The 21,634-nt window shown below is 45.2% G+C and carries 22 protein-coding genes, 1 tRNA gene and 1 pseudogene; all 24 read left to right on the plus strand.

Annotation, left to right across the window (positions count from 1 at the left end; translation table 11 throughout):
* Positions 1 to 3 precede the first annotated feature (3 nt).
* The 24 genes and pseudogenes from cmk (at position 4) to QMD66_04105 (ending at position 21,602) form a co-directional block, all read left to right on the plus strand.
* Positions 4 to 678 carry a (d)CMP kinase gene (gene cmk / locus QMD66_03990; GenBank protein ID MDI6822015.1) on the plus strand — a complete coding sequence of 225 codons (675 nt, stop codon included), beginning with the start codon at positions 4 to 6 and terminating at the stop codon, positions 676 to 678.
* Positions 675 to 1,334, plus strand: a complete 660-nt coding sequence (locus QMD66_03995; GenBank protein ID MDI6822016.1) for a lysophospholipid acyltransferase family protein — start codon at positions 675 to 677, stop codon at positions 1,332 to 1,334. The genes cmk and QMD66_03995 overlap by 4 nt, the downstream gene beginning before the upstream one ends.
* Positions 1,331 to 2,170: a 4-hydroxy-3-methylbut-2-enyl diphosphate reductase gene (locus QMD66_04000; GenBank protein ID MDI6822017.1), complete on the plus strand. Its 840-nt coding sequence runs from the start codon at positions 1,331 to 1,333 to the stop codon at positions 2,168 to 2,170. Before QMD66_03995 ends, QMD66_04000 begins: the two co-directional genes overlap by 4 nt.
* 67 nt (positions 2,171 to 2,237) lie before the next feature.
* Positions 2,238 to 3,533, plus strand: a complete 1,296-nt coding sequence (der, locus tag QMD66_04005) for a ribosome biogenesis GTPase Der (GenBank protein ID MDI6822018.1) — start codon at positions 2,238 to 2,240, stop codon at positions 3,531 to 3,533.
* Between the two features lie 9 nt (positions 3,534 to 3,542).
* Positions 3,543 to 4,160, plus strand: a pseudogene (gene plsY / locus QMD66_04010) (glycerol-3-phosphate 1-O-acyltransferase PlsY).
* A 48-nt stretch (positions 4,161 to 4,208) separates the two neighbouring features.
* Positions 4,209 to 5,225 (plus strand): NAD(P)H-dependent glycerol-3-phosphate dehydrogenase, encoded by a 1,017-nt coding sequence (locus tag QMD66_04015; GenBank protein ID MDI6822019.1) that lies wholly within the window; start codon positions 4,209 to 4,211, stop codon positions 5,223 to 5,225.
* Positions 5,226 to 5,411: 186 nt separating this feature from the next.
* Positions 5,412 to 5,489: transfer RNA gene (locus QMD66_04020), tRNA-Pro, on the plus strand.
* Positions 5,490 to 5,622: 133 nt separating this feature from the next.
* On the plus strand, positions 5,623 to 7,020 hold the full coding sequence (locus QMD66_04025) for an aspartate aminotransferase family protein (protein MDI6822020.1): 1,398 nt from the start codon (positions 5,623 to 5,625) through the stop codon (positions 7,018 to 7,020).
* Positions 7,017 to 7,574 (plus strand): CDP-alcohol phosphatidyltransferase family protein, encoded by a 558-nt coding sequence (locus tag QMD66_04030; GenBank protein ID MDI6822021.1) that lies wholly within the window; start codon positions 7,017 to 7,019, stop codon positions 7,572 to 7,574. Before QMD66_04025 ends, QMD66_04030 begins: the two co-directional genes overlap by 4 nt.
* 31 nt (positions 7,575 to 7,605) lie before the next feature.
* Entirely contained in the window at positions 7,606 to 10,104 is a 2,499-nt protein-coding gene (locus QMD66_04035; GenBank protein ID MDI6822022.1) for a mannose-1-phosphate guanyltransferase, read from the plus strand.
* A 32-nt stretch (positions 10,105 to 10,136) separates the two neighbouring features.
* Positions 10,137 to 11,549, plus strand: a complete 1,413-nt coding sequence (locus tag QMD66_04040; GenBank protein MDI6822023.1) for a phosphoglucomutase/phosphomannomutase family protein — start codon at positions 10,137 to 10,139, stop codon at positions 11,547 to 11,549.
* 76 nt (positions 11,550 to 11,625) lie between these two features.
* On the plus strand, positions 11,626 to 12,354 hold the full coding sequence (locus QMD66_04045) for a DUF881 domain-containing protein (protein ID MDI6822024.1): 729 nt from the start codon (positions 11,626 to 11,628) through the stop codon (positions 12,352 to 12,354).
* 1 nt (position 12,355) lies between these two features.
* The gene (locus tag QMD66_04050) at positions 12,356 to 12,709 is read left to right on the plus strand and encodes a small basic family protein (protein ID MDI6822025.1); all 354 of its coding nucleotides are present in this window, start codon (positions 12,356 to 12,358) and stop codon (positions 12,707 to 12,709) included.
* Positions 12,709 to 13,425: a DUF881 domain-containing protein gene (locus tag QMD66_04055; GenBank protein ID MDI6822026.1), complete on the plus strand. Its 717-nt coding sequence runs from the start codon at positions 12,709 to 12,711 to the stop codon at positions 13,423 to 13,425. The genes QMD66_04050 and QMD66_04055 overlap by 1 nt, the downstream gene beginning before the upstream one ends.
* A gap of 9 nt (positions 13,426 to 13,434) precedes the next feature.
* Entirely contained in the window at positions 13,435 to 15,240 is a 1,806-nt protein-coding gene (locus QMD66_04060; protein ID MDI6822027.1) for a VanW family protein, read from the plus strand.
* Between the two features lie 17 nt (positions 15,241 to 15,257).
* On the plus strand, positions 15,258 to 15,671 hold the full coding sequence (locus QMD66_04065; GenBank protein ID MDI6822028.1) for a secondary thiamine-phosphate synthase enzyme YjbQ: 414 nt from the start codon (positions 15,258 to 15,260) through the stop codon (positions 15,669 to 15,671).
* Between the two features lie 211 nt (positions 15,672 to 15,882).
* A complete protein-coding gene (locus tag QMD66_04070) occupies positions 15,883 to 16,479 on the plus strand; it encodes an isochorismatase family cysteine hydrolase (protein MDI6822029.1) in 597 nt (198 codons plus the stop codon).
* A 24-nt stretch (positions 16,480 to 16,503) separates the two neighbouring features.
* Positions 16,504 to 17,667: a nicotinate phosphoribosyltransferase gene (locus tag QMD66_04075; protein MDI6822030.1), complete on the plus strand. Its 1,164-nt coding sequence runs from the start codon at positions 16,504 to 16,506 to the stop codon at positions 17,665 to 17,667.
* Between the two features lie 13 nt (positions 17,668 to 17,680).
* Positions 17,681 to 17,905 carry a DUF3006 domain-containing protein gene (locus tag QMD66_04080; GenBank protein MDI6822031.1) on the plus strand — a complete coding sequence of 75 codons (225 nt, stop codon included), beginning with the start codon at positions 17,681 to 17,683 and terminating at the stop codon, positions 17,903 to 17,905.
* Between the two features lie 183 nt (positions 17,906 to 18,088).
* Entirely contained in the window at positions 18,089 to 18,442 is a 354-nt protein-coding gene (locus QMD66_04085) for an HD domain-containing protein (GenBank protein MDI6822032.1), read from the plus strand.
* A gap of 68 nt (positions 18,443 to 18,510) precedes the next feature.
* The gene (locus QMD66_04090; GenBank protein MDI6822033.1) at positions 18,511 to 19,296 is read left to right on the plus strand and encodes an HD domain-containing protein; all 786 of its coding nucleotides are present in this window, start codon (positions 18,511 to 18,513) and stop codon (positions 19,294 to 19,296) included.
* 45 nt (positions 19,297 to 19,341) lie between these two features.
* Positions 19,342 to 20,079 (plus strand): hypothetical protein, encoded by a 738-nt coding sequence (locus QMD66_04095; GenBank protein ID MDI6822034.1) that lies wholly within the window; start codon positions 19,342 to 19,344, stop codon positions 20,077 to 20,079.
* A 19-nt stretch (positions 20,080 to 20,098) separates the two neighbouring features.
* Positions 20,099 to 21,244 (plus strand): D-alanyl-D-alanine carboxypeptidase family protein, encoded by a 1,146-nt coding sequence (locus QMD66_04100; protein ID MDI6822035.1) that lies wholly within the window; start codon positions 20,099 to 20,101, stop codon positions 21,242 to 21,244.
* A 64-nt stretch (positions 21,245 to 21,308) separates the two neighbouring features.
* Positions 21,309 to 21,602, plus strand: coding sequence for a hypothetical protein (locus QMD66_04105; GenBank protein MDI6822036.1), 294 nt, complete (start codon positions 21,309 to 21,311; stop codon positions 21,600 to 21,602).
* Positions 21,603 to 21,634: the final 32 nt, after the last annotated feature.

Here is a 21,634-nt window from a genome sequence, read left to right on the forward strand (position 1 = left end):
GAGATGATCATAGCCATTGATGGTCCGGCTGCATCTGGAAAGAGCTCCGTGGCCAAGCGAATTGCTCAAAAACTTGGGCTCAGGTATATAGATACCGGAGCCATGTATCGTGCTCTAACCTGGAAGGCTCTCCAGGAAAGGATTGATATTTTTGATGAGGAAGCTTTGGTAGCTTTGGCAAAGCAGGTGAAGATTCATTTCGTCAGACCAAAGGAGGGAATAGAGGAAAGGATATTCGTCGATGATATCGATGTGACCGAAGGCATTCGCTCTCCGAAGGTAGGCGGTGCGGTCTCCATCGTCTCCAGAGTGCCCGAGGTAAGACGGGTTATGGTTGAGGAGCAGCGCGCGTTAGCCATAAAGGATGCTGTAGTGGAGGGGCGCGATATAGGAACTGTTGTTTTTCCCGATGCAGAAGTAAAGATATTTTTAACCGCTTTTCCCAGTGAGAGGGCGAGGAGAAGAAAAAGGGAGCTGGAGGAGAAGGGGCATAAGGTGGATATAACTTTAGTGGAACGGGAGATCATTACCAGGGACGAAATTGATAGCACTAGGCTGGCGAGCCCACTGTCGAAAGCCTACGATGCTCTCTTGATTGATACCACGGAAAAAAGTATCGATCAAGTGGTCGATGAAATCCTTGGGTATATCGAAGGAAGAGAAGAAGAGAAGAAGTGATATGGGCTCCTGAGCTGAATCCACTTTTAAGGGAGAAGATTGCATTGCTTTATAGCCTCGCTTATGTGGTATTTATAATTTTATTCAAGTTTTTATATCGATTCTCCGTGTCCGGGAAAGAAAATCTTCCAAAAACGGAACCATTCATCATTGCTGCCAATCACATGAGTTATGTTGATCCCATCGTCCTTGGTTTAGCCGCTTATCCCAGAAGGATTTATTTTATGGCTAAGGAGGAGTTATTCAAGATACCCATTCTGAATTGGCTTATAAGGGCGCTAAATGCTTTTCCCGTGCGTAGGGGTAAATCCGATAAAAAGGCATTTCAAATGGCTCTTGAGCTCCTTCTAGGGGGGAAAGTTGTAGGACTCTTCCCTGAGGGAACGCGCCATCGTGGGAAGTTGGGTCCCGCTCATAGTGGAGTAGCGATCTTGGCGCTTAAGACCGGAGTCCCGGTGATCCCCATCGCCATCATTGGAACCGATAAGATTCTTCCTGACGGAAAGCATATTCCAAGATTCCCTCGAATCAGAGCGGTGATAGGGAAACCCATATATGTAAATAGGGGGGAATTCAAGGTTAAGGAGAGCATTTTGGATATGACCAATTACATAATGAGCCACATCGCTGATTTGATAAAAGGGAGTTTAGGGTGAGAATTGAATTGGCAGAACACGCAGGTTATTGCTATGGAGTGGAGCGCGCTCTTAAGCTTGCAAGGCAAGCTGCTCGTGCTTACCCCAAGCCCATTTATACTCTGGGTCCAATCATCCATAATCCCCAGGTGGTTAAATCCTTGGAAGAGCAGGGGATATATCCCGCATCCAATTTGAATGAGATTAGAAAGGGAACAATGATCATTCGGTCTCATGGAGTTGACCCTCAAATTATTACGGGGGCGAAGAAAAAGGGCATCCATATTGTCGATGCCACATGTCCTTTCGTTAAAAAAGCCCAACAGCGAGCTTCAAAGTTGGTCAGGGAAGGATATGAATTGGTGATAGTGGGTGAGCGTGATCATCCGGAAGTCATTGGAATTTTGGCTCATGCCGGTGGCAAGGCTTTAGTTGCGGAAAAACCAAGCGATCTCGAATCTCTTAAGGGCAAAAAGAAGATTGGGGTGGTAGTCCAAACCACCCAACCCGAGGAGAATTTAAAACTGGTCGTCGGTGAATTGCTCACAAGGGCGACCGAGATTAAAGTGTTCAATACCATTTGCGATGCTACGATCAAGAGACAAGCCGTTGCCAGGGAACTGGCAAAGCGTGTGGATATCATGCTCATTGTAGGTGGTAAAAACAGCGCCAATACTTCACGATTGGCGCAGATCTGTCGGCAGACAAATCCTCAAACCCATCATATCGAAACCGCTAAAGAGCTCAATCCCGCCTGGTTTGAAACAAATTCTCATGTTGGGGTCACCGCTGGAGCGTCCACTCCGGACTGGATATTAAGGGAAGTAGTCGACAGGCTCTCACAAATTTCTCAATGATATCTCGCCAGTCGTGGTTCATGGTTCGTTAGAAAATTAATTGAATTGAGCGAGGAAGGTAAAGAATATGTTACCTTTGGTAGCAATCGTGGGGAGAGCGAATGTGGGAAAATCCATGCTGGTAAACAGGATTGCAGCCAGCTCTGAGGCGATCGTAGATAAGGTGCCCGGTGTAACTAGGGATAGAAATTATATTCAAGCCGACTGGCGGGGAAGATCCTTTACTCTTATCGATACGGGGGGACTTGATTTTACGAAGTCTCTTCCCATGTCGGAAGCGGTGGTTAAGCAAGTCCTTCTCGCTGTGGAGGAAGCCGATGCCATTATCTTTGTGGTCGATGGACTCAGTGGGTTACTTCCCGATGATAATGAGATTGCCAATATTTTAAGGACCTCAAATAAGCCCGTATTATTGGCGGTGAACAAAGTAGATGATCTCACCCGAGATGAGGCCAAATACCAATTCTATGAGTTGGGGTTGGGGGAACCTTTGGCCATCTCGGCCATGCATGGTTTGGGGATCGAAGATTTACTCGATGAGCTCGTTCAATTCCTTCCCAAAGCCATCGAGGAGAGAAGGGAGGAATTAAGCGTTGCCATTGTGGGGAGACCAAATGTTGGGAAATCATCGATCCTCAATAGGTTGTTGGGGCAGGAGAGAGCCATTGTCAGTGAGATACCGGGAACCACCAGAGATGCTATAGATACCCTTCTCGTTCGTGATGGCAAACGATATCGATTCATCGACACGGCCGGTTTGAGACGAAAGGGAAGAATCAAAGAGGATATAGAGTATTATGGTTTTGTTCGTGCCTTGAGGACTTTAGATGTGGCGGATGTAGCTCTGATCATTCTCGATGCTTTGGAGGGAGCAACTGAGCAGGATCAAAAGGTGGGAGAGCTCGCTGAGAGTCGTGGGTGTGCGAGCATCATTCTCCTCAATAAGTGGGATTTGGTGAAAAAGAAAAGCACCGAGAATCTAATTCTTAATGTAAAGTATAGGTTTAGATTTTTATACTATGCCCCATTGCTTTGCATTTCTGCCCTTACAGGGGAGGGAATCGGAGATATATTTCCAAATTTAGATATAATAGCCAATGAATACAAGAAGAGGATCTCCACCCCAAAATTAAATGATTTCATACAGCGATTGCTCGCAGAGGGCTACATCCTCACGAAGAGGTGCAGGAAGCTTAAGATATCATATGTAACTCAAGTGGGAACGAAACCACCGGTTTTTGTCTTTTTCGTGAATCATCCAGAAATCGTCGATCCATCCTATCAGAGATACTTGGGGAACAAGATAAGGGAAACATTTGGATTTAAGGGCTGTCCACTTCGTCTTAAATTCAGAAAGAAGTGAGCCAGATTGTTGGAGATATTTAAGAGCATCTTCGCAATAATCGCCGGTTACCTTTTGGGATCCATTCCCTTTGGATTGATCATGGGAAAGATGGGTTACGGGATTGATATTCGAGAGTTCGGGAGCGGTAATGTTGGAGCCACAAATGTCTTTAGGGTTTTGGGTACCCTACCTGGTGTGCTTGTCCTCGTTGGGGATTTTCTAAAGGGTGCCCTTTCCCTGCTTCTGACCAGTTATCTCTTTCCCAATGCACCCACCCTTCTAGGAAGCCATGAGCAAGTTGTGTTGACCGATGCAATCGTCGTAGTTCTTGCGGGTATGGCCGCCATCTTAGGTCATAGTTGGTCGATTTATCTGAAGTTCTCGGGCGGGAAGGGAGTGGCTACCGGGGCTGGGGTTCTCACCGTTTTGGCGCCAAATGTCACGGGTATTCTCTTTCTCATCTGGCTTTTGATCGTGATGGCCACCAGATATGTTTCCCTGGCCTCGATAACCACTGCTTTTATCCTTCCTCTTTTGATGCTCTATTTTCAAGCCGGAAATTATCCCTATATTTTATTCAGTATCCTCGCCACCATCGTAATTGTCTATAAGCATAAAGCGAATATAAAAAGACTTTTGGCTGGGGAGGAATTGAAGTTTGGGATTTCGTTCCCAGGAAAGGAAAGGAAAGTAATGGAGAGAATTGCTGTTATTGGTGCAGGTAGTTGGGGCACGGCGATTTCCACCCTTCTTGCAAAAAAGGGATTTTCAGTTACCTTATGGGCTAGAGACAGCGATTTAGCAGAAGCTATGCAAAATTTGCGACGCAATCCTCGATATTTACCCGAACTCCTCCTTCCCAAAAATTTGTATATTACAGGTGATCTCTCCAAAGCTCTTTCAAAAGTGGAGATAGTAACCCTGGCTGTGCCCTCTCACGCTATGCGTTCGATCATTCGAATGCTTAAAGATGAGTTAAAATCCAATATACTCATCGTGAGCTTAACAAAGGGAATAGAAGTTGATACCCTCATGCGAATGTCAGAGATCATTCAAGGCGAACTCTCATCCACTTTCCAGGTGAATATCGGAGTACTTTCGGGTCCTAACCATGCTGAGGAAGTTGCTCAGGAAATTCCCACCGCTACCGTAGTCTCAGCTTTCGATAAAGGTTTAGCCTTGAAACTCCAAGAGGTGTTCATGACTCCTTATTTCAGAGTTTACACCAATCCGGATGTGGTTGGGGTTGAACTCGGTGGAGCCACCAAAAATGTAATTGCCATTGCGGTGGGAATATCCGATGGACTGGGTTACGGTGACAATACCAAGGCTTCCCTGATGACCAGGGGACTAGCGGAGATGACTCGCTTGGGTGTGACTTTAGGTGCTCGATCTTTGACCTTCGCTGGACTTTCAGGAGTTGGCGATCTTATTGCCACTTGTACCAGCCGTCATAGCAGAAATCGAGCTGTAGGTGAAAAGCTTGGCAGGGGAATGAGCTTATCCCAAATACTGCGAGAGACGACAATGGTTGCAGAGGGCATCCGCACAGCGAAAGCGGTTTATCAGCTCGCTCAAAAATATGGGGTTGATATGCCCATAACCAAGAGCGTAGTAGAAGTGATTTACTTTGGTAAAGATCCTCACGATTGTGTGGTAGAACTCATGTCAAGGGGACCAACCGAGGAGATAAAAGAGAGGGGAATTTAAATGGTGGAATTTTTTTGGGTAGTGGTTGTCCTGATAATTACATTCTTATTATTCGCCTTACTGGCAAAGATGTGGTCCGCTCATCATTAAAAATTCAGGATTTCTAAATTTCAAAGCATATGAAGGTTACCTTGAATAAAGATTTTACCTTAGATATAATGAGGTCGATAAATGACCAAATAGAAACGGGGCGTGGCGCAGCCTGGTTAGCGCACCAGACTGGGGGTCTGGGGGTCGGCGGTTCAAATCCGCTCGCCCCGACCAGGTCAGAATATTAGAAGGGCCAGAAATGACCCTTCTTTTTTGTCTGTGAGTCAAGGAATATTTTTTTCTAACAAAAGCATCCAAAATAGGCTAAAATAGGTTAAAATAGACAGAATTTTGAAAGGAAATGATCATGCCAGTTAGGAGTAATTTGATTTCCATCGACGATGCTCTAAACGCTTCAAAAAGCGAGGTTAAAGAGTGGTTTAGGGAGTACATTAATCCCGATTTGTGTTTGACACTTGAACTCGTTGGTTTCGACGAGGTTTATGACAGAGCTGAGGGGATCACCGTTTACGTCGATGGAAAACCATATTTGGACTTTTTATGTGGGTATGGAGTTGCAGCCCTGGGACATAACCACCCCGAAATAATAAAGGAAATATATAAAGTCAAGGAACAGCCAAATTTTTTTCAAGCCGCTCTTTCCCCTCTGACTGCGGCATTGGCTCGAAATCTTGCCCTTATCACCCCCGGGAGTTTAAGGAAATCCTTCTTCTGTAATTCCGGAGCAGAGGCTGTGGAAGGAGCCTTGAAACTAGCCAGAGCGGCTACTCACCGTAAAAAGATAATTTACACCGAGAATTCCTTTCATGGGAAGACTATGGGAGCCCTATCTGCAACGGGTAGGGGAAAATACCAGGCACCCTTTGAACCACTACTCCCGGATTTTGAGAGCATACCCTTTGGCGATTCCGAAGCTTTACGTGAGAAGCTCAGGGAAGGTGATGTAGCTGCCTTTATAGTCGAGCCCATCCAGGGTGAGGGAGGGGTTATCCTCCCTCCAGAGGGCTATTTGAAGGAGTCGGAGAAGTTGTGCCGGGAGTACGAAGCTTTACTTATTTTGGATGAGATTCAAACCGGTCTTGGTCGCACGGGAGCGATGTTTGCCTGCGAACATGAAGGTGTAGAACCGGATATTCTTTGTTTGGCAAAGGCCTTGAGCGGCGCAGCTATACCGATTGGTGTTTACATAACCACGGATGAAATATGGAAAAAGGCTTATGGCAGCATGGAAAGATGTTTGCTTCACACTTCCACCTTTGGCGGAAATGCCTGGGCTTGTGCCGCTGCCCTGGCCACCCTAGATTTACTCTGTCGTGATAAAGGGCGTCTGATCAAGGAAGCTGGAGATAAGGGTGAATATTTCCTAAATAGGTTGGAGAGTTTAAAGAATCGAAATCCCATAGTGAAAGAGGTCAGGGGCAAGGGATTAATGATCGGGATGGAATTTGATCAGCCAAAGTTTCTTAAGGGAGCTTTAAGTGATCTCTTTAGGAAATACTCTGCATCCTTGGTTGCCAGTGAGCTTAAGGATGAATACTCCGTCATCACCGCCTATACTTTAAACAATCCTAATGTTATCAGGTTCCTACCACCCTTACTGGTCTCAACGGATCAAATAGATTATCTCGTGGAGTCTCTGGACAAGATATGTCATCGGGGATTTTCGGGAGTAGTATTGGGAGCAGGGTGGAAAGCCGGAAAGCGTTTGATCAGAAAGGGTTTTACCCGCGAGTATATCGAGTGATACGGTTTCAAAAGCGTTACGTGGCCAATGTAATAACAATTTTTCGTATATTTTTAATCCTTCCCCTCTTATATTTCATCTTCTCTTTGAAGTATAATATTTTTGCGATCATAATTCTTACTTTGGCGGCCTTATCCGATTGGTTGGATGGTTTCATTGCTCGTTCCATGAGCAAGGTTACTGATTTCGGGCGCATGATCGATCCTCTTGCGGATAGATTATTCATTCTAAGTGTGATAATCGCCCTTTATATAAGAGATGCTTTACCACCTTTTTGGGCATTGATGATTTTTATATGCAGAGATTCACTTATGATCGTTGGCTACCGCATGCTCAAGACTCGACGTAAAAGAGTGGATATCACTTATCTGGGGAAAATGGCAACGGCCATTCTCATGGTTTCATTTATCCTACTACTGCTCAAATTCGAATTGGGAATTTGGCTATTTTATTTGGGATTGATTTTATACTTAATTTCAGGTTTTGACTATCTCCAAAAGGGTTTAAGGATGCTCAGCCAAGGAGGGTGCGAGGTAGAGAATGAATCCTTGTAAAGGTAATTTACGATGAAAGAAGGTGAGTTTGATGAAGGCAGTGGTAATGGCGGGTGGAGAGGGAACGAGACTCCGTCCTTTGACGAGCAACCAGCCTAAGCCCATGGTTCCTTTCATGAATAAACCGGTGATGGAACACGTGATAGAGTTGCTTAAGAAGCATAAGATCATGGATATCGTGGTCACATTGCACTTCCTTCCTCAATTAATTAAGAATTACTTTGGTGAGGGCACCGATATGGGAGTAAATTTAAGCTATTCTATAGAGGAGAGTCCTCTGGGTACCGCGGGAAGTGTAAAGAATGCCGAGGAGCACTTGAACGAGACTTTCATCGTTGTCAGCGGCGATGTCCTCACCGATTTCAATCTCACGGAAATTATAGACTTTCATCGCAGTAGAAAAGCCATAGCCACTATTGCCCTGAAGAGTGTCGAGAATCCTCTGGAATTTGGCGTAGTCATCACCGATGAGGATGGGCGCATCCAACGCTTTCTGGAAAAACCCACTTGGGGTCAGGTATTTAGCGACACCATTAATACTGGTATTTATGTGATCGAGCCCAAAATCTTCGAATATATTCCTGAAAATACCATATTTGATTTCAGTCAAGATCTTTTCCCTTTGCTTCTCAAAAACGGAAAACCACTCTATGGGTGCACCGTTGAGGGATATTGGTGCGATATTGGCAATACCCAGCAGTATTTGCAAGCCCATCGGGATATTTTGGAAGGAAAGGCGAATATTAAACCACCTGGGATTAGAATGGAAGGGGATATATGGGTTGGCGAGGGAGCATTCATTCATCCAGCTGTGGATATACGGGGACCTGTGGTAATAGGTCAACATGCTAAGATAGAAGCGGGTGCTGAGATTAGGGAATATTCGGTTATCGGGAACAATGTGCTAGTTCGAAATAATGCCCACATCCATCGATCGATAATTTGGGAGAATTCATACATTGGACCTCAAGCTCACCTTCATGGTTGTGTACTTGGGAAGAGTTGTGATATTAAGAAGGGAGCCCGACTCGACCTTGGAGTGATAGTTGGAGATGAATGTGGGATCGGGGAAGATGCTGTCATAAATCATGATGTTAAGATTTATCCCTTTAAAACCGTAGACGCCGGAGCCACCATTAATACCAGTATCATCTGGGAGACAAGAGGGATGCGAACCCTCTTTGGTAAGCATGGTGTCTCGGGTTTGATCAATATAGATATCACCCCGGATCTGGCAATGCATTTGGCAATGGCTTTTGGAACTTTGCTCAAGAAGGACACGCACGTGATGGTGAGCAGAGACGCCAACCGAGCCTCACGAATGATTAAAAGAGCCATCGTAGCTGCCCTCAATGCTACGGGTATTCACTGTCGAGATTTAAGAGTTGCTCCAACTCCAATTAATCGATTCAATGTCCGGACCAGCCGGTGTGTGGGTGGGGTTCATATTAGGGTTTCTCCCTTTGATCCTCAATCCATTGAAATTAAATTGTTTGACGCGCAGGGAATGGACATTGATGAGATTGCCCAGCGGGGGATAGAAAAGTATTTCTATAGGGAGGACTTCAGGCGAGCCTTTTACAACGAGATTGGCGAAATCATTTTCCCCGCTCGTACGAGCGAGTATTATATAGACGGTCTGCTCAAAGTGATTGATAAAAAATTGATTAGAGATGCGAAATTCAAGGTCGTTGTGGATTATGCTTGGGGGAGCTCTTCTTTGACCATGCCTGCACTCGTAGGTAAGCTCGGTTGCGACATCATTGCCTTAAACGCTTATACCGACGAGAGCAAAACCACCATTTCCGGCGAAGAATTTCAGCAGCATCTGAAGAATTTATGTCGAACGGTTCGAGTATTTAAGGCGGATTTTGGCATCCTCATCGACAGCGCTTGCGAAAAGGTATTTGTAGTGGATGACAGGGGAAGACCCATTTCTAATGATGATCTCCTTCATTTCTTTGTGAGTCTCATTTGCCAATTTGGGAGGAAGAGGGGGAAAATTGCGGTTCCCCTCACCGTCTCCCGCGTGGTCGAGGATATCGCCGCCGAATATGGACGGAAGGTCATCAGAACGAAGGTAAGCCCCAGGGCTTTGATGGAAGCTGCTTTGAGGAAAGACGTAGTCTTTGCAGGTGCTCAAGGCGGAGGTTTAATCTTTCCTCAATTCCTACCGTCCTATGATGCCATCATGACCTTTTGCAAACTTTTAGAATTCCTTGCGAAGGCCGACAAACCGATATCGGAATTAGTTGCCGATCTTCCCGAATGCCATTTGGCTCACCAGAACACTTTCTGCTCGTGGGAGCTAAAGGGACTGGTTATGCGACGATTGATGGAGCGAGCTAAAGATAAACAAGTACAGCTTTTAGACGGAGTAAAGATTTTTGATACAGATCGCTGGGCTTTAATTCTTCCGGATCCAGAGGAGCCGGTATTTAGAATCTACGCCGAAGCCGATTCCGATAAGAGAGCTAAAGCCGAGGTTGAGAATTATATCAAATTCATTTCCAGCATCGTCTCCTCCTAGTCAAAATTCAGGTTTGGAGGTAAATTTCAGGTTTGAAAGGGATCAAGTTTGGAACCGACGGTTGGCGAGCGGTTATGTGTGATACTTTCACCTTGGAAAATGTGAGGGTGGTAGCGCAAGCCATCGCAGATTTTGTCTTGCGGGAGGGTGAACTCGAAAGGGGATTAGTTATAGGTCACGATACCAGGTTCTTTGCCGAGGAGTTTGCTTCTGCGTGTGCCTCAGTCTTGTTGGGAAATGAAATACCCGTTTATTTGGCTCGCAGAGCAATGCCCACTCCCATCACCGCGTATTGCATCAAGCTGTGTGATGCTGCGGGAGCGATCATGCTCACGGCCAGCCACAATCCTCCAGAGTACAATGGGATAAAATTCATTCCTGAATATGCTGGCCCCGCAACTCCCGAGATCACCTCACAGATCGAGCGAAACATCGAGCGGATTAAAGAATCGGGGAAAATTTTGCAGGCATCATTGGAGTCCACACTCATTCACTATATAGATCCTCTCCCTAAGTATATTGATCGTTTAAAGAATTTGGTCGATTTTGAAATTCTCAAGCGAGGAAAGCTTAAGGTAGTTTTGGATCCCATGTATGGAGCCGGTCAGGGGATAATGGCTCAAGTTTTTAAGGAGGCCGGTTGCAGCGTTCACGCTATTCACGACTACCGAGATGTACTCTTTGGCGGTACTCTACCCGATCCAACCTCAGAGAATTTAAGGGAATTATCATCCCTGGTGAGGCGCAAAGAAGCAGACCTTGGGTTGGCTCTAGATGGGGATGGCGATAGGTTTGGAGTCATTGACTCAAACGGCGTTTACCTTTCTCCCAATCGGGTGTTGCCCCTTGTGGGATTACATTTGCTCAAAGAAAAGGGCTTGAAGGGAATAGTGGTTCGATCCATAGCGACCACGCATATGCTCGATGTCATTGCTCGAAGATTTGGTGTGCAAGTCGTTGAGACGCCAGTCGGATTCAAGTACATCGGTCAAATTATGCGGGAAAAGTCGGTGGTGCTTGGTGGGGAAGAGAGCGGAGGATTAAGTATAATGGGGCATATTCCCGAGAAGGATGGAATCCTTGCCGATCTCCTGGTAGCGGAAATTGTAGCCCATCAAGAAAGGCCCTTATCCGAGCTGCTTGAAGGACTTTATGCAGAATATGGAGACTTTTTCAGCGAACGTCTGGATGTTGAATATCCCCGAGATAAGAAAGTAGCTTTACTTGAAACACTGAAGTCTAACCCACCCCTCTCCATAGGAGGTTTAAAACTGCAGGATGTTCTGGCAAGAGATGGAGTGAAGTATTTATTCGAGGGAGGAGATTGGATATTAATTCGTCCCTCTGGAACAGAACCTCTAGTTCGAGTTTATATTGAAACTCATACCAAGGAAAAATTCCACGAATTGAAAAAATATGCTCAGCGATTACTCGACCACTTTTAAAATGCATTCCAGCTAGAGAGATTCGATGTATTTTCTCAGTAGTTATTGAATTATGCTCGTCGGAGGTCGATTGTAGTTGAATGAAGCGAGGCGGTTTCTTTCTCCCATCTTAGTCTGTTTAATTTTGGGCTTCTTACTATCAACTGCTTTCTATGCTCAGCAAAGAACCCGTGAACGAGTGGGTCAACGGAAGGCCGAGCTCATTGAGATTATAAAGTCGTTGGAAAAAGAAAGGGAAAATCTAAAGAAGGAGACAAGAAAGCTAAGAGAGCGACTCCGAGCCTATGAGAAGGAAGCAGCGGCTCATGAGGGAATATTGGGTTCTTTCACAAAGGAATTGGAGGAATTGAAATTTGCCGCTGGCTTAACCGCTGTTAAGGGAACGGGTGTTGAGGTGAGCCTGGGCGATGCTTTACAGGTTCCTCCGGGTGAAGATCCTAACAATTACATCATACACGACTATGACCTACGCGTAGTGGTAAATGCCCTTTGGGATGGTGGAGCTGAGGCTATCGCCATAAATAATCAGCGATTGGTTTCCACAAGTGCCATTCGCTGCGCGGGAAATACCATTTTAGTTAATTCCATGAGGCTTGCCACACCCTATAAGATAAGAGCCATTGGGAATTCTGAGCGACTTTACCGAGCTTTACAGGAGAACAAAGATGCATCGAAGCTTTTATGGAATTATGCGAAATCCTTTGGTCTAATTGCTAAGATTAAAACCCTATCACATATCAAAATCCCAGCTTATAGCGGGAGTTTACGTGTAGAGCACGCTCGGGCCATAAAGGGAGAGGATTAAATTGGGAAGGCTCTATCTCTTACCCATCTTGGGTCTGCTCATAGGTGTCATATTGGGTTTGGTACTGAGGGTGGATATTCCATCGGTTTACGTTCCATACTTGGGTATAGCACTTCTGGCGGCTCTAGATAGTGCCTTTGGAGGTTTAAGAGCAAGTCTTGAGGGGAAATTCAATGACAAACTCTTCATCTCGGGTTTTTTTGGCAATACATTAATGGCCGCATTCATCGTTTACATAGGCGATCGGTTGGGAATTCCGTTATATTTGGCCGCCGTGGTCGCTTTCGGGGTCAGGCTTTTCCAGAATCTCGCCCTCATCAGGCGTTTAATCTTCCAAAGCAGGGGTTGGGGGTAATGAGGACGAACATCTTTCACCTCCGGCGCATTCAGAGTAAGAGGATGGAGATTACCATCGCCATAATCTGTACCATCATCGGCTTTCTTTTGGTTACTCAATTCAGGGTGCAAGGAGTCCTAAGCCGAAAATTAATGGAACTTTCAGAACAAGATTTGGGACAGATCATAAGGGAACTAAATGTGGAGATTGATGCATTGCACAGGGAAGTTACCGGTATGCGAATTCAATCCTATAAATATCGGCGTGAGACTGCTGATAAGCAGGCAATTCTCGATGAAGCTGCGAGGAATTTGGAGGATTTAAGGATTGTTGCTGGATTCACAAGGGTGCAAGGAAATGGCATCCAGATTCTCATCGCTGATAAGGAAGGAATTCTCAACGAGCATGACATTCTGGAGATTATACAGGAGCTGAGGGCCGCAGGTGCCGAGGGGATATCCATCAATGATCAGCGCGTTGTAGCAAGATCCGCTCTAGAAAAGAGAGAGGGATATATAAGAATGAATGGTAAAAGGATTCAATCACCTTATGCCATAAAAGCCATTGGGAATCCAGAGATTCTTTATCAGGCTGTGACTTTACCCGGGGGGATAAAGGATGCTCTCGATTCCTTGGAGGGCATTTCTTTTAGGATTACTAAGGAGAGTAAAGTTATATTACCCGGTTTAAGTCCTCCTAAATACCGTTATATCGCTCCTATCAAGGGGGAATAGGGGAGAGGGATGGATTTCGTCCGAATCCATCGGCATATCAAACTGAAGTCCATTGCAACCCTCATCGCCTTGACCTTTTTTGTTTCGACGGCTGCGTTTGCTGATTGTCTCATTCATTGGAAAAAAATCCACAGTGGTGTAGAAATTAACGGAATCCCAGTGGGTGGTCTCACCCCCGCTCAGGCATTCAAAAAGGTCCATTCCCGCTTTAAGCCCTTCCTTAAGCGCTCAGTAATCGTGTGTTACTCCGATAAAAGTTGGAAGATATATCCTTCCCAATTGAATACAAAAATTGACATCTCAAAAACCGTTGAGGAGGCTTTCGCAGTGGGAAGGGAGGGAAGCATCTTTAATCGGCTCCGTTATAGGTTTTCCTGTTGGTACGAGCCAGCGATGATACCCTTGAAATTTTCCATGGATGGCCGGTCCTTAAGTGCGGTTATGGAGCAGATCGCAAGGGAAATTGAGAGAAAGCCCGTAAACGCCGGCATCAGGATCAAAAACGCTCAAGTTGAAGTCATTCCAAGTCAAGTTGGGATTCAGGTGAAGAGAGCACAAGCCCTTTCTTTGATCAGAGCTAGGCTTTTTGCACTCAATAAACGACAGGTGAACCTTCCCATTACCATCCTCGCCGCTCGCATCGGTGATGGCGATATCATTGAAGCTCTAAAAGATGTTAGATCGATGCTTAAGAGCCCTATAACCTTGAAATATGATAAATATTCTTGGGAGATTTCACCGGAAAAGATCGGCGAACTCATCGAATTTAAGGAAGTGGAAGAATCGAAGGGGAGAGGAAAACGGGTGATACTCCGAGCCCATTTACACAAAGGGAGGGTCAAAGAGTATATCAAGGAGATCACGAAGAATTTTAATATCCCTCCCAGGGATGCTAAATTTAGAGTAAATGGACCTAAGGTTACCATCATCCACAGTCAATACGGTCGAGAAGTGGATGCTGATACTGCCTTTGACGGTATAAATCGTGCCGTACGTGATGATAAGCCTCCGCGGGAAGTATCGCTGACCACCAGGGTTGTGGAACCCAATCTCACCACGGAAGAAGCCAAGACTATGGGGATAAGGGAAAGAATATCCACCTTCACTACCTCCTATAATCCTAACCACAAAACTAGGACGCACAATATCCATCTACTGGCCAAAAGCCTGGATGGAACGATCGTACCTCCCAGAGAAGTCTTCTCATTCAACAAAACAGTTGGTCCTCGGACGGCGGAGAAGGGATACATGGAGGCCCCCATGATTCTCAATGGAGAACTCGTCCCCGCCATTGGAGGAGGTGTATGTCAGGTAACGACGATCCTCTTCAATGCGGTATTTTTCGCCGGATATCCCGTGGTGGAGAGACAAAACCACAGTTTTTATATCAGCAGATATCCGGCGGGAAGAGATGCCACAGTTTCCTATCCTAAACCCGACTTCAAATTTCGCAATGATACTCCCGCCCATTTGCTGATAAAGGCCTGGTGCGCTCCGAGCACCATAACTATCGCCATTTATGGCACCGATTTTGGTACAGAGGTTTCGTATACCACCTCTCCTTTCACCAATCTGAAACCCTACCCCATAGAATATAAAGAGGATCCCGCCCTACCTAAAGGGGAGCAAGTTGTTGAAGAGAAGGGAGTGGAGGGACGAGAGATCGCCGTAATAAGAACGGTTAAGAGAAAAGGTGCGGTAGTTAGGGAAAACAGGTTTATAAGTCGCTATAGACCAAAAGCCGCCGTGGTCCGGGTGGGAACCATGGAGGTCCCCCAACCATCTCAAGAGACAGCAGCTCAAGAGACAACTTAGAGAGTGGAGGTTTAAAAATGGTGATAACCAGAAGTATCAGCTTTTCAACCAGGGGAAATACCGATGTCATAGATATTACGGAAAGGGTTCAAAGAGAGATAAAGAATTCCCCTGTATCCAGTGGTATAATTACCATCTTCGCTCCGGGGTCAACGGGTGGCCTTACCACCATAGAATTCGAATCAGGACTGCTCAGCGATTTCAAGGATGTGATGGAGCAATTAATTCCCCTGGGAGATTATAGGCATAATCTTAAATGGGGAGACGCAAATGCCCATTCTCATCTGAGAGCTTCCCTTGTGGGACCTTCCTTAACTGTGCCTTTTACCGATAAGGAACTCAATCTGGGCACTTGGCAGCAAATAGTATTCGTCGATTTCGATATTAGACCTCGTAACAGAAATTTGATTCTAAAAATCATCGGGGAATAGGCTCAATCTATTATAATGTGGATATAAAGTTGTCTTTAATTTTATTTATACCGAGAAAAATCATATGTATTATTAACGAGTTAGGTTCATATTTGCTCTTTATATAGTAAGGATATTCACAAGGCATTTGAACAAGCTCTGGGAAAAGCATCAGCCCAGAGGGTTAGGAAAATAAATCTTAGGCTCAACTTTATCCTTATATAAGGAGGTTATGATGGGTAAGACCGCTTTACTGATCATTGATATGCAATGTGATTTTGCCAAACCAGGTGGAAAGCTATATGTTAAGAATGGGGAAAGCACCATTCCCATCATAAAAGAGTTATTGGAAATTGCCCGAAGGAATGATCTCCCGGTCGTGTATTCAGTTGATTCTCATTTCAATCCCGACCCCGAATTTGAAATTTGGCCGTTACATTGCGTAGCCGGCACACCAGGGGCGGAAATAGTTGAGGAACTTCTTCCAGACTTTGATCGAGGCGAGATACTCATTCGCAAGGGAAGTTTTGAGTATTCGGCCTTCGCTCCAGAATTTAAGGGGGAAAGCCATTTAACAAGATTACTCGAGGATCGAAAGGTAGAAAGGTTAGTGGTCACTGGGCTCGCTTATGACTTTTGCGTTGGTAGTACAGCTTGCGATGGAACCAAGGCGGGTTTTGAGGTATATTTAGTTTCCGAAGCAACCAAAGCTGTGGATATAGTCTCAGAGGGAGTTTCCACAAAGAAGGCCATGGATGAAAGGTTGCAAGGTGTGGGGGTGAAGATCATATCCCTCGAGGAAGCAAGGGAACTTTTAAAGAGCGTCTGATTTCCATCAAAGGAGGGATTTAAAATATTTCACATCGCTTCTGAGGAGATCATCAAAGCTGGGAAGATAACTGATGTTTACTTTGAGCGTGGAGTTCAAATCCTGAAAGCAAAAAATATCGACAAATGGGTCAAAGGGGAAGTTCGTGCCACCGACCTACCGGAGGATTGGGATTGGGCCGTTTTCGCCGGGCTTGAGGAAGCCGTTCATCTTCTTTCGGGGTTAAAAGTCAACGTTGAGGCAATGCCCGAGGGCACTCTGTTTCATCCCGAAGAGCCGGTGATGATCGTCGAGGGGAAATATCTTGACTTTGCGGTGTATGAAACCTCACTTTTGGGATTGCTGTGCCAGGCGTCAGGGGTAGCCACGAAAGCGGCTCGATGTAAAATGGCAGCTGGGGATAGGAAGGTCTATAGCTTTGGAGCCAGGCGAATGCATCCAGCCATAACACCAATGGTTGAGAGAAATGCTTATATTGGTGGATGCGATGGTGTAGCCGTCCCCGAAAGTGCCAAATTAATAGGGGAGAAGCCCATTGGAACCATGTCACATTCGCTCATTTTAACCATCGGCGGTGAAGAAGAAACTTTTCGAGCCTTTCACGAGGTCATCGATCCTCAAGTGAAAAGGGTGGCCCTCATCGACACTTTCAATGACGAGAAATTCGCCGCCGTAAAAGCCGCCCAGGTCCTGGGAAAGGATTTATTCGCGGTCCGCTTAGATACCCCCCGTTCTCGTCGGGGGGATTTCTTAAAAATCCTTCAAGAGGTTCGTTGGGAGTTAGACCTCAGGGGATACGAATATGTCAAGCTATTCGTGAGCGGGGGCATAGATGAACATAAAATAGCGGAATTCAATCCTTATGCGGATGCTTATGGCGTGGGGACAGCCATTAGCAACGCCCCCGTCGTCGATTTTTCCTTCGATATAGTTGAAATCAAGGGTGAAGCCATTGCCAAGCGCGGTAAGATGTCGGGTTCTAAAAATGTTTTGCGTTGCAGAGATTGCTTCACCACAAGGGTGATTCCAGTGGGACGTGAGGTCGAACGCTGCACGTGCGGCGGAAAGATGGATATCCTTTTAAAATCGCTAATAAGAGAGGGTCGAATTGTAGGGGACATTCCAGAGGCGGGGAGAATTAGAGAATATGTCTTGAATCAATTGAGGCATCTCACCCTCACTTTATAAAGGAGAAACAGAATTGAAGGTCAGAGCTGTAGTAGATCGCATCGAAGGCGAGATGGCCATCTTGCTTTTAGAGAAAAAGTCTATTTTATGGCCCCTTAAAGCTCTCCCAAGAGGATGTCGAGAGGGAGACATAATATCCATTGATTTAAGGATAGACAAAGGGGCCACTCTAAAACGTTCAAGAGAGATTTCAAGCTTCATCGAGAAGCTTTCAAAAGAAGAAAAACGAAGTTCGTAACTATGATCGTCTCACCTCTTTAGTTCCCCACTTTTTTGACCGATAAAAAGGATAGACTAATAAAAAATAGAAGGTAAGGAGCTACTTTATGGTAAAATTTGTTTCTAAAGCGAAAGTGCATCCTCAGATCTTATTTGCTGAGATCATTAGCAGCTTAGCTCGAATGCTCGATATGATCGAGGGATATATTCCCATCATTCCCATAAACTCGGTATCTTATCCGTACATCTGGGGAAGAAGCTGGGTTTGGACTCGAAGTATCTCCGGGATATCTTCTATGCTGCTCTCCTCCATGATATCGGGGAAATAGCCATTGCCGATAATATCCTTTATAATTCCAAAGTCCTCTCAAAGATGCAATTGATTAATGTTTGGGAGCATCCGGTATGGGGAGCAGAAATTGCTAAAAAGTTGCCCTCCCTCATTTATCACAAGCGCTCCCTAACCCAGAGGCAAATCTTGGATATATGGGAGCATACCATAATAGGCGAGGAAATCGCGAGGCAGTACCCTCGCTTGATGGCGCAGCTTTTTTAATCAGGTGGTCTCATGAGTGGTGGGATGGTAGTGGTTACCCAGATCAACTGGTCTGGGATCAAATTCCCTTGGGATCTCAAATCATTAACATTTGTGATACCTATGACGCTCTTCTCAATGATCGTCCCTATAGAAAGGCCTTCTCCAACGAGGATACTTTGAAGGAAATCAAAACATTTTCCGGTGTGCAATTTAACCCCGAATTGGCTGAGGAGTTTCTCTCACTTCAACCCGGATTTGAGAAACTGCTTTCGAGACTGGAGCGAGAGTTCAATGCTCTGCTGGGTGAGTTCTTGCCCACGGAGAAAGAACTCGCAAGTTTTTCTGAGGATTATATCATGGTAACACTGAGAGTCTTTGCTCGGGTCATCGATGCCAGACATGCATATACTCAAACGCATTCATGGCGAGTAGCAAATATTGCTCAGGAAATAGGTGAAGCCATGAAATTACCCTCCAAAGAAATTGAGGAAATCAGAGTAGCCGCTCTTCTCCACGACGTAGGGAAGGTAGCCATTTCCGGTCTGATCTTGGATAAGCCCTATTATCTTTCCAAGAAGGAACTTAAGCTCATTCACGCCCATCCTCTCCGTTCCGAGGAGGTTATCAGAAGAATCCCTGGTTTGGAGAAAGTGGCCGAAATCGTTGCTTACCACCACGAGCGCTATGACGGTTTGGGATATCCCAGGGGCCTGAGCGGCTCAGACATTCCCCTTGCATCGAGAATTCTCGCTGTTGCTGATGCTTTTGATGCCATGACATCGGATCGGCCTTATCGAAGGGCTTTAACCTGGGAACAGGCTTTGGGAGAGGTTGAAAGACATGCAGGGACCAATTCGACCCTGAAGTGGTGAAGGTGGTGGAATAAAGGGGTCGTAGAAAATAATGGTGTACTTTTGATGCCCTCCGATATTCAAATGCTCTGCAAGTTGTCCAAAGAAAGTGCTGATGTATATGAGGATTGGCGAGGGAAGTACTTCACCCCTAAGGAAATCCACTGGCTCAAGGAATGGAGAAAAAATATATCGCGGTTTACCGGGGAATCACAAGAGACCCTCTTCAAGCGGGCTCTAGCTTTCATAACCGTTTTTAAGACTATAAATTATTGGCTATCCTTCCGATTGTTTGACCTCAAAAGGAAGTCTTTCTCTCCTCAGGAAATCTTTCAATTTTATGTTAATCAGACGAATAGCTGGGTATTTGATAATCATCTTAAAAATGAAGTCCATAATCAAAATGCTCTTTCACTCACACCCCTAATCAATGCCGATGTAATGTTCTTTTATCCTCCCACTCCGAGTGGATATGATGACTCAGATCTACGATTTCTCCTCTGGGAAAGATGGATTCGCGAAAACATCGAGTTCCATTTGAGGGACCTCATTGGTGGAGATGAAGGAAGAGTTTTGGGTCAATCCTTTGAAGACGAGGATACATATTTGGAAGCCATAGATTCCTTTCTTTCAAGAGCTGGACATTTTAGGATATGGGTAATATCCTATAACAAGAAAACGATCACGGCCCACGACGAAATTAATAGGATAATAAAAAAATATAAAAAAATAAAGAAGGAAGCAGAGATAGAGTTTTTAGCCCCGGAAAGATCCATCCTTGAAAGATTGATTGTTGCCAAGTAGATTTAATTTTCTAATTACAATGCGAAAAACGTTAATCCTTTTACTAACCATAATCTTTTTTCTTTTTTCAGCATCCCCCGTTGTAGCTCAGATTGAGCCCTCTATCAGTGCTGCCTCTGCGATATTGGTGGATGCGAAAAGTGGACAGATTCTATGGCAGCGAAATGCTCACCAAAGATGCCCCATGGCAAGCACAACCAAAATAATGACCGCGATATTGATCCTAGAATATGGGAGGTTAGCGGATGTGGTGACCAGTACTCAGCGGGCCTCAGATGTTGGGGAATCCAAGATTTATCTTACGGCAGGGGAGCGAAGAACCATTGAAGAGTTGCTTTATGGCATGATGTTGGAGTCGGCGAACGATGCTACGGTGGCTTTGGCAGAGTACCTGGGAGGTACCGTCGAGAATTTTGTGCAACTCATGAATCGCAAGGCGAGAATCATTGGAGCTCGCAATACTCATTTTGCCAATCCTCATGGTCTCCACTCCGATGATCATTACTCAACCGCCTATGATTTATCCTTGATTGCCAGATATGGTCTACTCGATGCCAAATTTGCCAAGATCGTTTCCACAAAGGACTACACTATTCCCTGGCCTGGCAATCAATATCCTCGGCGATTGAAGAATCACAATAAATTGCTTTGGATGTATCCTCACGCCGATGGAATAAAAACGGGTTACACTAAACAAGCTGGTCACTGCCTTATTTCCTCAGCTACCAAAGATAATATTAGCCTCATTTGCGTGGTATTGGGGGCTCTCAACAGCGAGGCTTGTTACAATGATAGCCAGCAATTGTTGGGGTATGGATTCAACTCCTTTAAGCGGGAGAAGGTGGTGAGGAAAGGCAAGGTCTATGCTCAGATACCCCTGCCGACATGGGGGAATCGAAAACTCAATTTAATCGCTACAAGGGATTTGACCTTTTTGGTAAAGCAGCAACCGCGAAGTTTAAGGACAGAGGTCAGGGTGGATCGACCTGTCTTACTTCCCATCACCAAGGGGCAAAAAATCGGTGAGATAAGGATAATTCAAGATGGATATGAATTGGGTAGAGCAGACCTTGCCGCCGAAAGAACCATTCTTGAACCAACCTTTATCGAAAAGTTTTTTATATACATAAGGTCTCTTATGAGGAAAGCCTGGCGTAGAAAATGATTAATATGTTAAACTTTGTTTAGAAAAGCCCAAAGAGCCGAGGAAAAGAGGAGGAGCTATTTTGATGGAAGAAGGCAAATCGAAGAAGGCTTTACTCGGTGAAGATGCTTTGGTTAATCTTTCTAAAAAGAGTGATGAGGAAATCCAACAAATTTTGGACGAGTTATATAAGGAGGAGGAAAGATTATCCTATCGGCGTAGAATCTTACATGGAAAGATAGATATATTAAGAGCCGAATTGGTTGAGCGGTTGAAGAAGAGGTGCGAGGCCGGTAAAAGTGTCATCTCTGGAAGTGATATTCAACGCCTTGCAAAAATTTTGGCCAGAGGGTTCAAGCATACTAAAGATGTCTACTAATCTTCCTCTGCCAACAATTTGTGAGGGAAATT

This window comes from Actinomycetota bacterium, from assembly GCA_030018275.1.
In the GTDB taxonomy this organism is placed as follows: Bacteria; Actinomycetota; Aquicultoria; order Subteraquimicrobiales; family Subteraquimicrobiaceae; genus Subteraquimicrobium.